The organism is Robertkochia sediminum (genome assembly GCF_016786255.1).
In the GTDB taxonomy this organism is placed as follows: Bacteria; Bacteroidota; Bacteroidia; order Flavobacteriales; family Flavobacteriaceae; genus Robertkochia; species Robertkochia sediminum.
This window is the reverse complement of record NZ_JADMKT010000033.1, coordinates 1-19,754: the sequence shown is the minus strand read 5'-3', so window position 1 is coordinate 19,754 and position 19,754 is coordinate 1. Positions and strand designations below refer to the sequence as shown.

Genomic DNA, 19,754 nt, shown 5'->3' with positions numbered 1-19,754 from the left:
ATAGGTCAGGATTCCCGTAGTTGCGTCAAAACTCGCCGATCCGGACGCTGAGCCATTCCCGGTGTCAGATAGCGAAGTTATGCCAAGGTTGGCAGTATTGTTATTCGGTAAAAAATCGTCATTAGCAAGAATATCTACCTGGGTCGCATTCCCTGAAGAAGCATTTGAAGCATCAGCTACTGCTACAGGTGAAAGCGGATTCGCATCAGTCGCATCGCCATTTCCATCTCCATCGGTATCAACATCATAAGGATCAGTTCCGTTGGTGGCTTCAGTTCCGTTGAGAACATTGTCACCATCACAATCACCCGCAGCCCAAATGGCATTACTTGCATCATATCCGGTATATCCGGCGGATTGTGCTGGTGAACAGGCATTAAGCGGATCGGTGTTATCTGTATTAACTTCCTGTCCATCATTAATACCATCACCATCAGTATCAGCATTATTAGGGTCCGTACCTAAAGTAGTTTCCTGAGCATCTGTTAATCCGTCCCCATCAGAATCGGGATCCGATGCACAGACATTTGCCAATGCATCCGTTACATCGGCATTGGTTCCTGTATATCCATTGGTATTCCCGGTGACCCGTCCGTCGGCACCAAAGCCGGTTCCGGCCAATGTTCCGGGAGTTGTTGTACTTTGGGTAAACCCGGCTTCCACTACATCGGGACAGCCATCGCCATCGGCATCAGTATCTATATGGTCTTCTAAACCATCCTGATCGGTGTCAAAATTATCATTAATGCCATCTGCGTTAGAATCGATAAATCCCGGGTAATCAGGGTCCTGGTAATCAGGAATTCCATCATTATCGGAATCGGCATTTGGATTAACGCCACCCGGAGTTTCCTGGGTATCCAATATACCGTCATTATCATCATCGAGATCATTGATATCTGTGATTCCGTCATTATCGAAGTCTGAAGAAGCGAAGATCGCGGCCTTAAACTGATCGTCGTCACCTGCGATCACGTTACCGTCAACTCCTAAAATATCAGAAGCCGACCCTCCGAGTGCCGAAGCCGGGGAACTTGAAGTGGCAACGGCGACCCTGAAATTTTGAGTGGTTGTTACCCCAATATCAGACAGGGGCACATACCAATCGATAAATACCGGCACATCTCCGGTACAGCTCGCATTATTATTGAGACCGTAAGAGCGTTGGTAATTTGTAGTAAAACTATACGTACTTATCGTGGTTGCTTTTGAAGCAGTTCCGTCTACATCCAGTACGAGTACATCGTTGTTCTTTCCTCCACTTCCGTAGATGACCTCTCTTTCGAATCCGGGATTTCCTGCTAAACTGTTAGCATCGGCAGGACCAAAGGCCACATCGGTATCGAAGAGGAAACTATACCCAAATGCCCCGGTCGCATCTTTTGCGATACGAAGTCTGAAGAGCATTAATTCATCTCCATTGTCAGGAATTCCATCCGGGTCGGATATGTAGTAATAACTCCCTGCAGATCCTGTAACAGGATCACTAACGATCTCTGATGCTGCACAGGAAGCTCCCGTCTGCAAGTCGGCAGAAGGCTCATCGGTAAGCTGGGGTACCTCTTTAAAGGGAATTTCAAATTCCGGTAATTCATTACCTCCGGTAAAGGCAGCACCGGTAGCCGTGATCCAACCGTCCCCGTTCGGATCCATAGGATTGGTAGCAGGAGTTGCCGGGATAAATATCTGTCCGGAAGATTGTCCGAAAGACATTTGAACAACCAAAATTGTTGCAAAGAGCCATAGCCTCTTTGAAAAAAGTAGTGGTATTTTCATAGAAATAGGTTAGGGTTACATGTGATTTTACTGACTGTCAGCGCAATAGCAATCCAAAAGCACTGATCATCTCCCAACCCCAGTAAACATAAGGGATGAGTACATATAAAAAATCGTGCAATAGTACTGCTTTTGGACAACAATTCTTACAATTGTTGAAAACTATTATCATATTCTTGACAACCGCTTCCGGGCAATTATTACGGTATAAAAAGCGAAGAGATCACAAATAGAAAAGTCCATGACTTGACCGTCAAAGTAACCCATCGTAAAGTAATTGAGCTTGACCTCAGGCCTGTCAAGAATAAACAAGAAAGAAGCGTTAAAACAGAAAACAAGCAAGACACAGCAATGCCCCCCCCTTGTACATTCGATGGTCATACCCAAACAGGGACCTTAAGAACCTTTATGGTCCTTTAAGAAGATAATGATGAAGTACTATCAAAGGGAATCCTTCAATTTCCGAAGCTCGCTTTCGATGAACTTTATGCGATCTTCTATTTCTGAAGCTCTGGAGCCTATATCTTTATGCAGAACATGCCGGATCTTCCAGACCTCCTTAAAATCGTTAAGGTCTTGAACCGCTATATCTTTAAAATTGGGATCGGTTGCCTTTAGTAAAAAGCCTTTATCATCCTTAACCAACTGCCGAAGGATCATCTTGTGTGACGTCACCAACAAGACCAGGGTCCCGCTCTCCAGAAAAGCAAACTCTTCAGGTTGCAGCAACTCTCCAATTACGACATCTCCGGGATACAGACCGGTATCTCCCTTACTCATTTCGAGGTTATCTATCTGGTAGCTACGCAACACCTTATGATCTCTATTATCTACAGGAAGTACGATCCTTGGAAAATCACCTACATAACCCTGTTTAGTACTGTCATTCATATAATCAACCTCGTTCCCGGTATTGATATAAGGGATCTCTGTCATCGGTATTTGCCGTATCAATGCAGAATGTACCTGGTCGCCCCTGAATTTAAGCAGGTCGTTAACCGTTAGCTCTTTTGTCAAAAGGTCATCGATCGAAATGCCAAAATAATTAGCAAACTTGATCAGGGTATCGATCTTAGGCTCACTCCTTCCCTCTTCATACGCTCCCAGTGCCCCTCGTTTCAACTCAAAAACCTCTGCCATTGCCTGTTGACTCAGGTTTTTCAGATTTCTGATCTTACGAATATTCTTACCAAAATATGACATAATGCTAATTTTATTTGCATCAATATAAGTTTTGTCTTATATTTACCTAACAAATTTAGCATTTTTTAACGTAATCACTAATTATTATAGCAAAAAAAGATGTGTAACAATACCGCAACATCTCCTCTTTTACTGTAACAATACGGTTAATAAAATATTGAAAATTCTTACGAAATAATTTAAGGTTAAGCACTGTGTTTCGTATAATTACAGTGCCAACCTAATAGCTGACTAAAACTATTAGCCAATGAAAAACTTTTTCCACACCACCAGGGACTACCTTCTTGAGTTGGATTTTAACATCACCCACCAGGATGAAAAAGATGGTATTCTGATCATTCGCAAAGAAAGTTTCGGGATCAAGGATCTTATCATCGGTGTAGCCCCTCCCATTTTGATCATGGAACAGTTCCTGTTTCGTATCAACAACCAACGTGAAATGATCTATAAGGATCTCCTTCAAAAAAACCGGGACATCATACACGGAGCCTTCGTTCTTGAAGAATCCGGAAGCCGGGTGATCTTTCGCGATACCATCCAAATAGAAAATATGGATCTGAATGAGCTCGAAGGATCATTAAACTCCCTCAGCCTGCTAATGAGTGAATACTCAGATAAAATAATCGAATTCTCTAAACTTTAAAATCTTTAGGTTATGAACATCTTTAAAAGACTATTTAAGATCGGTCAGGCTGAGGCCAATTCAGCGATCGACCACATGGAAGACCCCATCAAAATGACAGAGCAGGGGTTACGGGATCTGCAAGAAGACCTCAACAAGAACATGGAAGCGCTTGCCCAGGTAAAGGCCCTGGCTATCAGAGCCAAGAACGACAAGGACACCTATCTCGAAAAGAAAGACGACTATCACAATAAGGCCGTATTGATCCTTAAAAAAGGGGCCAGTGGCGAAATGGAAAAAGAAGAAGCCGACCGCCTGGCCAAACAAGCCCTGATCAAAAAGGAGGAGGCTCAAAGCCAAGCCGACCGCTCCGGTAACGAAGCCGTAAAATTCAACGACAATGTGGCCCAGCTGGAAAGGAATATTCAAACCATCAAATCGAATATCAGCCAGTGGGAGAACGAATTGCGTACCCTCAAGGCCAGGGTTAAGGTGAGCAATGCTACCAAAAGCCTGAACAAGCAAATGGCCGAAATAGACAGTAGCAGTACGGTAAGCATGCTGGAAAGAATGAAGGAGAAGGTAGCCCAGGAAGAAGCCCTGGCCGAAGCCTATGGAGATATTGCCAATGCCACGACCTCTATTGACGAAGAACTGGATAAAGCTGCCAATTCTACCGAAGCCAATGCCGATGGCGAATTGGATAAGCTTAAGGAACAATTAGGTATGAACGACACTAAATAACACCACCCTTGACTAGTCTCACCGACATACTATTCTCTGAAGTAAACACCATATTGACGTGTTTGTTTCTACTGCTCATCATTTACTGGATCGCTACCATGTTCAGCGGGATCGATTTTGACCTGGATATGGACATCGACTTGGATGTTGACATAGAGGCAGACGCCAATGTCGACACCGCTATTTCGGCCGAAGGCAGTAATATGGACTTCAATGATATCTCGAATGCCGAGCTCAATAAGGAAGACGTGGTAGGGAAACGCATACAACCCCTGAAATGGTGGCAGATCGTATTGATCTATTTCAACTTTGTTGGCCTGCCTTTCATGTTCACCTTTACCTGCTTTGTCTTTCTGTGGTGGTTTACCACGGTGCTGGCTACGGCCCTTACCTATAGCTATAACAATGTGTTCGGATTCGGGATCATGATCATCGCTTTTGTCACTTCCCTTTTTGCCACAAAGATCTTTACCACGCCATTTAAAGGCTTTTTTAAGAATCTGAATAAGGACGGCGATCGGGCAGTAGATTTTATAGGAAGACAAGGCGTACTCCTTTCCTCTATTTCAGGAAAGAAAATGGGGAATGCAGAACTCAGCGTCAACGGAAACTCTTATTCGGTATACGTGAAAGCCTTGAATGGCGAGACACTCAACTACCAGGATAAGATCCTGATCATCAAACAGTCTGAAGACAAGAATTACTTTTTCGTACAATCGTATAACCAATAAAAACTAAACTAATGAATCAACTATTACCCATCATCGCGTTAGGATTAGGGGGGATCCTTTTCCTGATCATCGTGTACTTCGCGATCATCGCGATGTTCTATAAAAAAGTGCCTCAGGGCAGAGCCCTGGTTCGAACCGGTTTCGGGGGAACAAAAGTGGCTACCGATAAAGGACTCTATGTAGTTCCTGTATTCCACAAGGTAGAGATCATGGATATTTCTGTGAAGAAGATACAGATCGAGCGCCTGGCCCAGGAAGGCCTCATTTGTAAGGACAATATGCGTGCCGATATCAAAGTTGCCTTCTTCGTAAGGGTGAACAACGATGTTACCTTTATCAAAAGAGTGGCGCAGACCATTGGTGTAGACCGGGCTTCGCGTATCGAGACCCTGGAAGACCTTTTCGAAGCCAAGTTCTCTGAAGCCTTAAAGACCGTAGGTAAAAAATTCCAGTTCACTGAGCTGTACGAAGCACGAAGAGAGTTCAGAGATGAGATCGTTGATATTATCGGTACCGACCTTAACGGATATACCCTGGAGGATTGCGCCATCGACTTTTTGGAACAAACCCCGATAAGCCATCTCAAGCCCGATAACATTCTGGATGCCGAAGGTATCAAGAAGATCACCGAGCTTACCGCCGTTCAAAACATGAAAGCCAACCTCATTAAACGCGATGAGGAGAAAACCATCAGAAAACAGGATGTTGAAGCCAGAGAGGCCATCCTTGAACTGGACAAGCAATTGGCAGAAAAAGAAGAGCAACAAAAAAGAGAGATCTCTAACATCAAGGCCCGTGAAGAGGCTGAGATCAAAAAGGTTGCAGAAGAAGAGCGTCTTAAGTCAGAGTCTGCACGTATTTCTACCGAAGAGAAGGTGAAGGTCTCTGAGGAGAACATGCAGCGACAGATCATCGTTGCCGCCAAGAACAAAGAACGCACCCAGGCCGTTGAAACCGAGCGCGTAGAAAAAGACCGCATGCTGGAAGCTACCGAAAGAGAGCGCGTGGTCACCCTCGCCCAGATCGAAAAAGAGAAGGTGGTAGAGGTTGAAAAGAAAAATATTCAGGATGTGATCCGCGATCGTGTTATGCTCGAGAAAGGTGTTATTGAAGAGCAGGAGAACATGAAAGATATCGAAGCTTTCAAAACTGCCGATCGTGAGAAGCAGGTGAAGATCACCATTGCCGAGGCCAATGCCCAGGAAGACCTGATCAAGACCATTAAAATGGCCGAGGCCAGTAAGGAAGCTGCCAAGCAACGCGCTGAAGAGATCAATATTGAAGCTCAGGCCCGTAAAGAAGCCAGCGAGAAAGAGGCAGAAGCCAGAAAGACCATTGCCGAAGCAAAAGCGAAAGAGGAAGCTACCCTGGGTATGTCTGAAGCTCAGGTGATGCACGCCAAAGCCGATGCGAACGAGCGTCAGGGTCTTGTTGAAGCGCTTATTATTGAGAAAAAGGCCAAGGCAGAAGCTGCAGGTATAGAAGCCAAAGCAGAAGCCGACCTTAAAGAAGGAAAAGCCGCCGCCGAGGTGATCAAAGAGAAAGCGCTGGCCGATGCTGCGGGACTCGAAGAGAAAGCTGCCGCCATGAAAAAACTGGATGGGGTTGGAAGAGACCACGAAGAATTCAAACTGCGCCTCGACAAGGAATTACAAGTCGAGATGGCACAGATCAATATTCAAAAAGAGATCGCCGACGCTCAGGCCGAAGTGATCAGCAACGCCTTAAAGGCCGCCAATATCGAGATCATTGGAGGTGAAACCATGTTCTTCGAACAGATCATGGGGCAGATCGCAACTGGAAAAGGCATTGACAAAATGGTAAATAACAGCTCCAATATCCAGGAGATCAAAAATTCCATCCTCGGGAGCGATGACATAAAGGGAAATCTGCTCGCCAAAGTGAAGCAGTTTTCTGAGAAATACGGTATCTCTTCAGAAGATATCAAGAACCTCACCGTAGCAGGGTTGCTTATGGAGTTGAGATCGCGATCTAACGACGCTTCAGAGAAGACCATGCTGAGTAACCTTTACAACCTGGCTCAGGGAATGGGACTTTCAGATAAGCGACTCCCTTCTATCAAACACTAACCATCACTAAAAAGGCTGTTGTTTCAAGACGGCAGCCTTTATTATTTCTCGCTGTCATCCATTCATCCCCGTTTCTATTCCTAATCAATCGCACTGTAAATGAATCAAGAAAAACATAGCGCCAAAGCCCAAGAGTCTTTAGATGAAGGTACTTATGAGATCATAAGAAAACGACTCAATACCCACCGATCGGAACTTCAGCAACGGTTACATACCTTAAACGAATCCCGTAAAAATGTCTTCGGTTCCTTAGAAACAGAATTATTGGCCAATAACAGGATCAGCACAGAAAACAACTGTATTGCCAGGGATATCGTATCACTTGCAAACACCTGTATTTTCGGGTATAATGTGCATTTCGGATTGCGAACAGAGATCGAGCTGTCTGACGTGTTCAGCGTCTATACCTTTGAAAATAATTCCTTCTCACCCTCATCCATAGCCTTACTCGAAGATGAGACCTTTCTCACCGACTTCTCTAACCTCTACAAATACTACAGGAATACCATCTTCGTGAAATTTGCAAGGATAGGCAACTTTCTTCATATGGTCTTTCAGCTCAGCGAACGCGAGAGCGATATTAAGACCTTTAAATGGTTGGTAAAAGACAATACCCTTACTTATGTAGACAACCGCAGTGAACACGAATATACCACCCCAGACCAACACCAGTTCAGGTGGCAGGAAGCTACCAGAGACATGCAGCGGTACGGGGAACATCCTCACATTTCTATCCTCGACAAGGTATTCGTCGAAACCATTGGTGGCGACCTCACCATTAAGATCGAAGACAATACAGACGATGGTAAAGGGATCTATAACGAACCGGTAGATTACCACGACCAGACTCTGGACGATGGAGAAGTGAAATACGCCGATCTGGGCAACCTCATTGTGATCGAGATCAAACCCTTTCAGGAAGATTCGCGTTTTTTTGTATACAACCACAAAATGCAGGAAGTACAGCGCATAGACTCCATTAAAGATACTGCCGTGTTGCTACCCGATAATCAGGGGATCATATTCCCCAATGGGTATTACCTCCAAACCGGCGAATACCACGTGGTAGAGAACCAACTTTCTAGTCTCAAGTTCCAGGAGGTCATAAGCTCCCCGAACGGAGAAGACTACCTCTATGTGTTCTATTCACAGACCGAAGGCACCCAGGTGCTCATGGATTATAATGTTATCGATCAGAAAATAAAGACTCCTATCGTCTGTGGCGGATTCACCATACTTCCCCAGGGCCAGCTTTGCTATTTCAAAGCCGATGAAGAGCAAACCAAACACCATATGATCCAGATCTGGCAAACTCCTTATCTGGAAGGTGAGATCATGCCCTCAGAACACCAGGACACCATGCTTTACAAGATCGGAAACAAGGAGATCGTAAAGGCCATGGCCGAATCCCAGGAACTCATCACCCTGCTTCAGAAAGAAGACAACTACGACGGACTCTATACCGATATTGCCCGGGCCACCAAGAACATTATTGACTCATACCACTGGTTAAAAAGTGAAGAGGCCGGATTCCTGTTCGCCCCCCTTGAAGAACTCAATACAGCAGCGAATGCCGCCGTCGATGAATTCCAGAAAGTACTGCATTTAAAACGCAATGCAAACAAGGCCACTACGGCCATACAACAAAAAACAGACACCCTCCTGTCTGCCGTAAAGAGCACATCGTTCAAGACCATCGATGAATTCGTAGAGATCCTTTCATCCCTAAGGCGTTTGCGCGGCGAAGTTATCGGACTCAAAGAGGTGCGCTACACCGATCCGGACCAGATCGCCGCATTTGAAACCGCACTGGCAGAGCAAAACGAACTCATCTCCAGAAGGTGTGTTGAATTCCTACTAAAAGACACGGCTCTGGAGCCGTACCACAACAAGGTCGATGAAAAGTCTGAGCAGCTTACTTCCCTTAAAAAAGTAGTCGATGTAAAAGCATTGGAAAGCGATGTGAATACTATTACCACCGAACTGGAAATGCTCATCGATATCGTAACCAACCTCCATATCGAAGACACCTCTCAATCGGCAGATATCATTGACAACGTATCCCTGATCTTTGCAAAGATCAATCAGCTCAAAGCAGCCATCAAAGCCCGTGTAAAAGACCTGGGATCTAAAGAAGCCCGCGCCGATTTTACCGCCCAGATCAAACTCATCGATCAAAGTGTGATCAATTACATCGATATGGCGACCACGGCCGATCAATGTGATGATTTTCAAAATAAGGTGAGTGTGCAACTGGAAGAGCTGGAAGGCAAATTTGCTGAATTCGATGAATACCTGGAGCAGCTTACCGAAAAGAGAGAAGAGATCTACAACGTCTTTGACAACCGCAAGAACGCCATCAAGGAAAAGCGAAATAAAAGAGTAATCGCCCTGATCAACGCTTCTGAGCGTATTCTTAAAGGTGTAAGCAACAAAGCACAAACGTTCAAATCGGCTAACGATATCAACGGCTACTTTGCATCAGACCTCATGGTCGAAAAGCTCAGGGACATCGTAAAACAACTTCGCGAACTGGACGATAGCGGTAATGCCGAAAAGATCGCCACCGCCCTTAAAACCAGTAAAGAAGACGCCCTACGTAAATTAAAAGATAAGCTGGAACTCTACGAAGATGGCGATCATGTGATCAAACTGGGCCCTTTCAGGTTCGGAGTAAATAACCAGGGGGTCGATCTGAGCATCGTGTTTAAGAACAAGCACTTATACTACCATCTTGGTGGTACCGATTTCTATCAAAAACTAAACGATCCGGTGCTTGAAAGAAGTATCGAATTTTGGGAGCAGGACCTGGTTTCAGAAAACGAAACTGTATACCGGTCGTCATACCTGGCTTATAAGATCTATAAGAAACTTTCGTCTGCAGACATAGCTAAACACGATAAGGAGCAACTGACTTCTCTCGTAAGAGAAGAAAGCCGGAAGAACTTTAGCGAAGGGTATGTCAAAGGAGTTCACGACGAAGACGCTGTAAAGATCCTCGAGGTGCTCATTCAAAAGCATCTTAATCTTGGCTTGCTGCGCTTCGCCCCCTCGGTCAGAGCCTATGCGCAGTTTTTCTGGCACGATCTGAGCAAGGAATCCAGGCATTACTTTAATCATGCCATCAAAGCGTCTGGAGCCGTTTTAGAAATATTCCCCGCTACCAGGGAATGCGACCACCTCCTCCAAGAGCTGGAAACGGCACTTATCGCCTTTGGTGAACATACCAAACTATACCTTCCGCATCAAGCCAAAGACATGTCGCTGTACCTGTTTAAGGAACTTCAGGGTGACGATGAATTTGAAGTGAGCGGTATGGCCAACAAGATCGCCGAAGAGTTTCAGCAGATGTTAAAACGTGAAAAAGCGGTGACCTCATTCGAGAACAGTCTGAAGCAACTTCCAACCATCTCTGCAAAGATCCGCTTGGTACGACAATGGTTGCATGCCTTTATTTCAAATAACCAACAGGCCTATGACAACAACTATCTTGAAGAGGCTGCAGCCCTGCTCCTGCTCCCCCATGCCAATGCCAATGTGAACAGCAGTTCGGCCAAGGCAGAGATCAGGGAGCTCAAAGGTGACCATCAAAATATACAAGGAGGTGTTTTAGCCTTCGACTTTCATGAATTTACAGGAAGGTTAGCACAATTTATCACCCATACCGTGCCCGGATATCTGGAGTATCGCAAGGCACGGCACGAGGCTATAGAACGCTTTAAAAAGCAATTACGCCTGGATGAGTTCAAACCGAGGGTACTCTCCTCCTTTGTAAGGAATAAACTTATAGACCAAGTCTATTTACCCATGATCGGTGAAAACCTATCAAAACAATTAGGAACGGTAGGTGAAAACAGCCGAACCGACCGCATGGGAATGCTTCTGCTGATCTCTCCTCCCGGATATGGAAAAACCACCCTCATGGAGTACGTGGCAAACCGCCTGGGACTGGTATTCATGAAGATCAACGGACCCTCTATCGGGCATGAGATCACCTCTGTAGATCCCGAGGCAGCCAATAACTCAGCAGCCCGGGAAGAACTCAAGAAGTTAAACCTCGCCTTTGAAATGGGAAATAACGTCATGCTGTATCTAGATGACATCCAGCATTGCAACCCCGAATTCCTGCAAAAGTTCATCTCCCTTGCCGATGGTACCCGACGTATGGAAGGCGTTTACAATAACCAACCCAAGACATATGATTTCAGGGGCAAGAAGTTCTGTGTGATCATGGCCGGAAACCCGTATACCGAAAGCGGAGAAAAGTTCCGTATACCAGATATGCTGGCCAACAGGGCCGATATTTACAATTTGGGAGATATCATTGGAGATACCGCCGACCTCTTCAGGTTAAGCTTGCTGGAAAATGCCGTTACCGCCAATCCCGTATTGCGACAGGTGGCCAACAAAAGCTTTAAAGATATCTATACCCTCACCAATGTGGTAGAGCACAATGCCGAGATCAATGACCTTGAAGGAAATTACACCCCACAGGAGATCAATGATTTCAGAGCGGTTCTTGAAAAGGTGATGAATATACGGGAAACCGTGCTTAAGGTGAATGAAACCTATATTCGATCTGCGGGAATGGAAGACGCCTACCGCACAGAGCCCGCCTTTAAACTTCAGGGGTCATACAGGGATATGAATAAACTGGTAGCCAAGGTGGTTCCCATCATGAATGGCGAAGAGCTCAACACCCTTATTCGATCGCATTACGAGAATGAGAGTCAGACCCTGACCTCTCAGGCAGAGGCCAACCTCTTAAAATTCAAGGAGCTTCGAGGTATTATGTCTGCTGAAGAAAGGGAACGATGGGAGTCCATTAAAGAAAACTTTAAACGAATCAATAAACTTAACGGACTGGGAGCTGATAATGAAATGGCCCAGGTGGTTGCACAGCTCATGTCTTTCAGTGAAAATCTGGAAGGGATAAGGAATGTACTCAGCATCGGACTTAACCATACGGTAAACGGGAAATAGGCAACCTACCCTTTGACCCGGGAAGGTTGCGGTTGCTTTTACATCAACCGAATTAATTAAATACCCCCGTCTGTAGCAGATGGGGGTATTATGTTTTGAGAGTCCCGAACAGGCTTCAGGATCTCATCGTCGATGGCTAAAATTGCGCTACCTCGGTAGAATCTTTCATAGCTACGGTAGCCGACTTCCCTCGGGTAACGGTATTTTGAACAGCATCAAAATAAGTGGTCCCCACAAAAGACTGGTGTTTTACCGCTCTGAATCCTTCAGCTTGCAAGGCAAACTCATTCTCTTGAAGCGAGGAATATCCGGCCATACCCCGCTCCTTATAAGCCTTGGCCAACTTAAACATACTGGTATTAAGCGCGTGAAAACCGGCCAGGGTTATGAACTGGAATTTATACCCCATTGCGGCGAGCTCCTCACGGAAGGTCAGCATTTCTTTTTCAGTTAATTTAGCCGCCCAGTTAAAAGAAGGAGAACAATTATACGCCAGTAGCTTTCCGGGAAACTGCTCATGGATGGCCTCTGCAAAGGCTCTGGCTTGCTCGAGATCAGGGGTCGATGTTTCCATCCATAAGAGGTCTGCATAAGGCGCATAAGACAGGCCGCGGTCTATTGCCTGCAGTACTCCGTTCTTTACACGAGAGAACCCTTCTTCTGTACGCTCTCCGGTAATGAATTTTCGGTCTCTGGGATCAATATCAGAAGTGATAAGATTAGCAGCATCGGCATCAGTACGAGCGATGATCACTGTAGGAACATCCATGATATCTGAAGCCAGACGTGCTGCCACGAGTTTTTGAATGGCCTCTTTTGTCGGCACCAGGACCTTCCCCCCAAGGTGTCCGCACTTTTTTGCAGAAGACAACTGATCTTCGAAATGAACCCCTGAAGCCCCATTTTCGATCATTCCCTTCATGAGTTCAAAAGCGTTAAGATTTCCTCCGAATCCCGCTTCGGCATCGGCAACAATGGGTACCAAATAATCCTTTTTATCAGCCACCCCGTTCACATGTTGAATTTGATCGGCACGTAGCAGGGCGTTATTGATACGCTTAACTACCATAGGTACACTATTGGCCGGATACAAGGATTGATCCGGGTACATTTCGCCGGCGAGATTTGCGTCTGCAGCAACCTGCCAGCCACTTAGGTATATGGCTTCCAAACCTGCGTCGACCTCCTGTACTGCCTGATTTCCGGTGAGCGCCCCCAGACCAGCCACGACCTCCTGACTATTCAGTTTTTTCCATAGGGTCTCTGCCCCTCTCCTGGCCAAACTGTACTCGATCTGGTAGCTGCCTCTTAATTGAATCACCTCCTCTGCAGAGTAAGGCCTTTTGATCCCATTCCAACGCGGATCCTTAGTCCACTTTTCTTTTAGGATAATTGCTTGTTCATTTGTTTTCATAATGTAAATTTTGGTTTGTATTAGATAAAAAGACTCCCAGCCCCCTGAATTTCAAGGAGTAATAAAACGTATTAAACGTGAGTATAGAATGCGAACGATGAGAAGTTTATGCCCTGTTTATTCCAGATAGGGATAAGCCTTCAGGGTTAGAAATTCTTCAAAGGAATTAATCAGGACCAGATCGTGGAAAATACTTATGGCATCGTCAAGTTTATCCAATCCTAATCCATGAGTAGTCAGGTAAAACTTGACCTTGGGCAACTCCTTTTGGAACAACTCTTCATAACAGACATCATCGAAGAGCCTCCCGTCGGGAAGTTGTACCTTTTTATGATACCACTGCCAAAGCTGCGCCCTGCAAATCTCTGCCGTAGCAGCGTCTTCCATTAAATGGTACAGCGCAGCTGCCCCATTGCCATTTAACCAGTATACCAGATAAAGCAATCCGATATGAATGTTGAGTCGAACACCTGCCTCAGTTAATTCTCCTTCAGGAACTTTCAAAAGATCCTTTTCTGCAATATTCACATCATCGCGCAAACGACTAACCTGGTTTGGTGCCTTCATATGGGTATCGAAGATGTTTCGGGCCACCGGCACAAGCGCAGGATGCGCCACCCAGGTACCGTCATGACCATTCTTCACTTCTCTTTCTTTGTCCTTACGAACCTTCTCAAAAGCGATATCATTAGCTTCCGGATCGTTCTTCACCGGTATCTGAGCGGCCATTCCGCCCATGGCATGTACCCCACGGTTATGGCACACCTGGATCACCTTTAGGGAATAAGCCTCCATAAAGGGCGACTGCATGGTGATCTGGGCACGGTTTGGCGTAACCAGATCGTGATTTCTAAACTTTTTGATATACGAGAAAATGTAGTCCCAACGGCCGCAGTTAAGTCCCGCCATATGATCTTTTAATTCGTATATGATCTCATCCAACTGAAAACTTGCGGTTATCGTTTCAATGAGTACGGTGGCTTTTATAGTTCGCTGCGGTATGGAGAGGTAATTTTGGGCGAAAACGAAGACTTCATTCCACAACCTCGCCTCAAGATAATGCTCCAGTTTGGGCAAATAAAAATAGGGACCACTCCCCTGTCTGGTCAATTCAAGAGCATTATGGAAAAAGAACACTCCGAAATCAAATAAGGATGCAGATACCGTTTCCCCGTCAATAAGAAGATTCTTTTCAATCAAATGCCACCCCCGGGGCCGAACAATTAGAGTGGCAACCTCATCATTTAAGCGATACGCTTTACCACTTACCGGATGAACGAATGCAATTGTCTTGCGTACGGCGTCACAGAGGTTGATCTGCCCCTCCATAATATTGGACCATGTAGGCGAAGTGCTGTCCTCCAGATCGGCCATAAAGCAATTTGCCCCTGAGTTCAGTGCATTGATCATCATTTTACGATCTACAGGCCCGGTGATCTCCACACGCCTGTCCTGAAGGTCAGGTGGGATGGGGGCTGCTTTCCAGTCCCCCTGTCGCACCCCGGCCGTTTCTTCGGGGAATACAGGCAAAGCCCCGCTGTCAAATGCTTCCTGAGTGATGATTCGTTGCTCCAGCAAAAGCAAGCGTTGCGCATTGAACTCTCGATGCAGAGCTACAAGAAAGGAGGTACACTCCCGGGTTAAAATTTCAGGATATTCCTGTTTTACGCCCTTGGCATATGCCATAGGCGAGATGGTGTTTACTACAGATCTTTTCATAATTCATTGATTATGTGGTCAATATTAAAAAGTATTTTTTACAAAAACAAGCGAACGTTCGCTAAATAGACAAAATACGCTTATTTTAAGATATCCGCTAAATCTTATATATTTGATCTATGTCAATAAAAGAAGAACACATCAGGCTAATTTTCGGACTTAAGATGCGTCAGTTACGTACCCGAAAAAACCTATCCCTATACGGCCTGGCCAAGAAAAGCGGACTCTCAAAATCGTACCTGAATGAAATTGAGAATGGAAAGAAGTACCCAAAGCAGGATAAGATCCTGGAATTGGCTCAGGCATTGGATACGACCTACGATGATATGGTTTCCCTGAAGCTGGATAAGAATCTCGCTCCCCTTGGGGAAATTCTTGAAAGTGGTGTGCTTAAAGAGCTTCCTTTAAAACTCTTTGGAATTGAAGAGCACGATCTGATCAACATTATCTCGAACGCCCCCTCTAAGGTCAATGCGTTTATAAGCACGATCATCGAAATCGCCAAAACCTATCATTTAGATTTTGAAGGGTTTTATCTCGCCGCCCTTCGCTCCTACCAGGAAGCCGAGAATAATTTCTTTAGTGACCTGGAATCGAAGGCGGTATCTTTCGGGGAAGCCTATCAGTTGGATCTCGACAAGAATATACCTTCTGCCGATCTTGAAGAGATCCTTGTTGAGGAATACGGCTATCACATCGTTGATAACGGTATCGAAAAAGACCCATTACTGGACAATTTAAGATCTGTTTTCGTACCCAAAAGCAGGAAGCTATTACTATCTTCAGCGATCGACGAAGCCCAGCGGGCATTTATTTTCGGCAAGGAGATCGCTTATAATTATCTTGCTCTCAGGGAGCGCCCATATACCTTTTCCTGGATCACCTACCACAGTTTCGACGAAGTCCTCAATAACTTTTATGCGTCCTATTTTTCCGGTGCGCTCCTGCTTTCACGAAAAAGGCTGCAGGAGAAGCTAAAAACCTGGCTGCATTCGCCTTCGTGGAACGAGACACCATTTACCGAGATGTTGAAAGGATTTAATGCCTCTCCGGAAAGTGTTTATCACCGACTAACCAATATCCTAACCCACGACTTCGGTATCAGGGATCTATTCTTTCTTCGGTTCGTTCATCAAAAAGGAGATGCGCATTATACCTTAAGTAAAGAGTTGCATATTACACAACACCAAAAACCATCTACAAGGAATTACAAGGAGCACTATTGCAGACGATGGATCTCCATAAAAACCCTGCAGCAAATGCAAAAGATGCCTGATGACCATATTTTCGGAGCTCAGGTATCAACCTACGAGAATGGCAACAAGTACCTTGTACTGTCATCGGCAACACCCGATCCATTTGACGATACGAAATACCGCAGTGCGAGTCTGGGCATACTGATCACTCCCCACCTGCAAAGAAAATATCCGCTCCTTCAGGCCCTTGACCTTCCCGACATCCCTGTAGGCATTACCTGTGAGAGTTGCAGTATAACCGATTGTGAGGTCAGGGCCATTAAACCTCGTAATCTACTCAAACAACAACGCTTTGAAATAACAGAACAACGCGTACAGGGACTCATTTCGCAACACTCGTGATCCCGAAGTGGTATTGTTACTGAAGAAAGCCGCTCAATTAAATTAATTCCCAATCGAAATTCAATTCTTTACCCTCCAGGTAAAGACCTTATGTTTAAAAAAAGGGGGCGTTGGACCTTTTTAGCGAACCCACCTGGCGGCAGACAAGGGGAACAGCCGGCTCCTTGGAGTGTTGCAAAGCAAGACCGTAAAGGGAGGAATTTTAAAGGGGAAATAATGCTGAATACCTGAATCAACATGTCAGCAATAGGAATGTGCTCCTGACTACTTTTCTGGTTTTGCTAAAAAGATTTGCGCTTTCATTTGAGAAAATAAAACAATTCACTAAATTCATAACTCGCTAACTTACAAGCGATAACGAAACTAAATCCACTTATTACTCGATGAAAAACTATATATCACTCCTTATTTTTTGTCTGATACCCTTATTCGGAATTTCGCAGGCACCCAAGCAAGTCGTAGACTCCATTGCCATTGGCCTTATTGACAAAATGGGACAAATTTTAGGGGGAATGGAATCCTGTACTTTGAAACTCAGCACTATGCAAGACCAGGTAAACGAACAGGGACTGTACGAGCGACGCTTCAATACTCACGATGTTTATTTAAGCGGACCGAACAGATTTGCAATCCGCTCACGAGGTAACAGTGGCGACCAGGGTTATTGGTACGATGGGGCCTTGCTCACCTGGTATTCCTATGATGAAAACAACTATGTGACCATTCCTTCATCATCAAACATCATCGCTACTATTGATAGTGTTCATACTGCGTTTGGGGTCAATTTTCCTGGTACCGATGTCCTTTACCCTTCCCTTGCCGATGATGTCTTAGAGAACTTTGACATGGTCCGTTACGTCGGAATTAAGACATTGAAAGGCATGGAGTGCTTCCACATCATTGCAGAGAGTGAAACCCATAATTTCCAGTTGTGGATAGAAAACAGTACGCTTTACCTGCCCAGAAAATACCTGATCATGAAAAAGGGCCCGACTCCGGAAATTTTTGAATGCACTTATGAATCCTGGGACTCCGGGGAGCAATTACCCGATGCACTTTTTAAATTCACTCCACCTGAAAATGCCAGGCTCATTAGTATTATGCCTAAAAGTCTCTGAAAACCGTAATATCAAAAAATTAAATTGTAAGAAACAATGAATCGTCCAGACGCTTTCTTTTTTAAAGTTTTTTTTGTCACCATGCTGTTCTTTATGGCCTCAGTTCCCGAGGCCGAAGCACAACGTATGAGGCACCCGGCATCAAAGAGCACCATATCCCGACCGGCATCAACGCCTTCACGACCTGCAGCCCGACCTACCACTCAACGTCCTCAACGGTCCGGTAATACCTCAGGCAGAACAACTTCTTCCAGACCAAACACCTATGATCAGGGTAGCATAAACGGGGGCTATAAGCGAGCAACCTCAAGGACTGCCTCCAGAATCCCGGCAACACAACCAAAAAAACAGACCCGGCCGGTAAGACAGCCATCGACCATCAACAGAGATGGTCGAAACAATACCTATGACCGGGGACGGGTATCCAGGGTTAGCAGACCGGTTCAAAGACCTGATAAAAACTATGGGAGGAATCCCAATTACCGTGTCGACAACCGCTACAAGAATAATCGCTATCGACGGTATCACTATGTTCGTCCGAGTTACAGACCGTATTACCGCCCCCCCTATATCTGGGGAAATTACTACTTCTATAGCCACAGGCCTTATTGGTATCATCCCTATCGTCCGTATTATTGGGGAAGCATCCGCCGGCCATTAGGATTCTTCATCACGACGCTTGCAGCTACGGCCATTATTGTGAGTATCACCAATGACAATAATGATGACCGGTATTATTACGACGATGGTCACTTCTATATCCCGGCCGATAATGGTTACCGATTGGTGGAGGCTCCCGTAGGCGCCAGGGTACAAAGTATTCCTGATTCCGCCGAGCGGGTACAGGTCACCGAAAACACTTATAACTATTATTATGGTGGCTCTTATTTTGAAGAAAATGAAGACGGGTATGTTGTAGTTCCGGCCACGGCAGGGACCATTGTGCCTCACCTTCCTGATGGCGGAGAAGAAGTAAGAATAGGCGACCGTACCTATGTGAGGTTTGGAGAGACCTATTATCAGCCCATTCAGCTGGATGGAAAAAATATGTACGAGATCGTGGAGATGGAAGAAACCGGAAACTAAGAGATCACCCTTGTCACCTTGTTACCTTGTTACCTTGTTACCACACAGGATTCACCCTCCCTCCCTTGTCGGGATCGTGATCCTCTAGTGGGGTCGTTGCTCAGGAAAGCCGCACCAAGCTGGCGCTTGGTGACGGTCTTTTTTTATGCCCAAGTCGCTTACGAACGCAAGCGTTCGACGCTTTTGGGCATAAAAAAAGCCGAACAACATCTTGTTGTTCGGCTTTACTAGTCGGGGTGGCAGTATATGAAACCTATATTTTCAAGTCAAATAAACACTGAGTTATTCCTTTTTATCTCCCTCCGGGTAACCGAATGGGTAACCTTTGGAAATCTTTCATTTCTAAAATTACATAAAAAATTAAAGACCATCTACAGGTTCCAGATCTCATTTTTTCAGTCCTTTAGATCAGGTTATCGTAGAAGAGGACTGGAGAAAGATTGAAAGGAAACATTAAAAAAGAGGCGTACTACCAGCTTACTAAACAGTCTTTGGTTTTTAGTAAAATGAGATACCTGAGTTTGCCAATATCCATGCAGGCTCGAAAGGAGTTGTACTACACGTAACATGCCTTGGCGTGTTACCCTCTCGCTATTCCGCCTCTTTTTATACTAAGATGTTTAAGAAAAGGAGGAAAGAACCTTTGAATAATAGCATATATAAACTATAT

11 protein-coding genes and 1 pseudogene are annotated in these 19,754 nt (G+C 45.2%); 8 read left to right on the top strand and 4 right to left on the bottom strand.

Annotated features, from left to right (window positions below; all coding sequences use genetic code 11):
- Positions 1-1,776, bottom strand: a pseudogene (locus IS446_RS00140) (hypothetical protein); the annotation flags it as partial.
- A 441-nt stretch (positions 1,777-2,217) separates the two neighbouring features.
- Complete coding sequence (locus IS446_RS00135; protein WP_203057144.1) at positions 2,218-2,979, bottom strand: helix-turn-helix domain-containing protein; 762 nt, start codon at positions 2,977-2,979, stop codon at positions 2,218-2,220.
- Between the two features lie 247 nt (positions 2,980-3,226).
- On the opposite strand from IS446_RS00135, the gene IS446_RS00130 reads away from it, so the two are divergent.
- From IS446_RS00130 to IS446_RS00110, 5 genes are all read left to right on the top strand, one after another.
- Positions 3,227-3,622: a type III secretion system chaperone family protein gene (locus IS446_RS00130; RefSeq protein ID WP_203057143.1), complete on the top strand. Its 396-nt coding sequence runs from the start codon at positions 3,227-3,229 to the stop codon at positions 3,620-3,622.
- A gap of 12 nt (positions 3,623-3,634) precedes the next feature.
- Positions 3,635-4,345 carry a PspA/IM30 family protein gene (locus IS446_RS00125; RefSeq protein WP_203057142.1) on the top strand — a complete coding sequence of 237 codons (711 nt, stop codon included), beginning with the start codon at positions 3,635-3,637 and terminating at the stop codon, positions 4,343-4,345.
- An 8-nt stretch (positions 4,346-4,353) separates the two neighbouring features.
- Positions 4,354-5,076, top strand: a complete 723-nt coding sequence (locus IS446_RS00120; protein ID WP_203057141.1) for a DUF1449 family protein — start codon at positions 4,354-4,356, stop codon at positions 5,074-5,076.
- Between the two features lie 11 nt (positions 5,077-5,087).
- Entirely contained in the window at positions 5,088-7,166 is a 2,079-nt protein-coding gene (locus IS446_RS00115) for an SPFH domain-containing protein (protein WP_203057140.1), read from the top strand.
- A 99-nt stretch (positions 7,167-7,265) separates the two neighbouring features.
- Positions 7,266-12,149 carry a DNA repair ATPase gene (locus tag IS446_RS00110; RefSeq protein ID WP_203057139.1) on the top strand — a complete coding sequence of 1,628 codons (4,884 nt, stop codon included), beginning with the start codon at positions 7,266-7,268 and terminating at the stop codon, positions 12,147-12,149.
- Between the two features lie 136 nt (positions 12,150-12,285).
- On the opposite strand, the gene aceA is transcribed toward IS446_RS00110, so the two are convergent.
- The gene (gene aceA / locus IS446_RS00105) at positions 12,286-13,563 is read right to left on the bottom strand and encodes an isocitrate lyase (protein WP_203057138.1); all 1,278 of its coding nucleotides are present in this window, start codon (positions 13,561-13,563) and stop codon (positions 12,286-12,288) included.
- Positions 13,564-13,680: 117 nt separating this feature from the next.
- A complete protein-coding gene (aceB, locus tag IS446_RS00100) occupies positions 13,681-15,282 on the bottom strand; it encodes a malate synthase A (RefSeq protein ID WP_203057137.1) in 1,602 nt (533 codons plus the stop codon).
- 119 nt (positions 15,283-15,401) lie between these two features.
- Between aceB and IS446_RS00095 the strand changes: the two genes are divergently transcribed.
- The 3 genes from IS446_RS00095 (at position 15,402) to IS446_RS00085 (ending at position 19,084) form a co-directional block, all read left to right on the top strand.
- Positions 15,402-16,880: a helix-turn-helix domain-containing protein gene (locus IS446_RS00095; RefSeq protein WP_203057136.1), complete on the top strand. Its 1,479-nt coding sequence runs from the start codon at positions 15,402-15,404 to the stop codon at positions 16,878-16,880.
- Positions 16,881-17,263: 383 nt separating this feature from the next.
- Entirely contained in the window at positions 17,264-17,998 is a 735-nt protein-coding gene (locus IS446_RS00090) for a DUF2092 domain-containing protein (protein ID WP_203057135.1), read from the top strand.
- Positions 17,999-18,034: 36 nt separating this feature from the next.
- Positions 18,035-19,084: a DUF6515 family protein gene (locus IS446_RS00085; protein ID WP_203057134.1), complete on the top strand. Its 1,050-nt coding sequence runs from the start codon at positions 18,035-18,037 to the stop codon at positions 19,082-19,084.
- Positions 19,085-19,754: the final 670 nt, after the last annotated feature.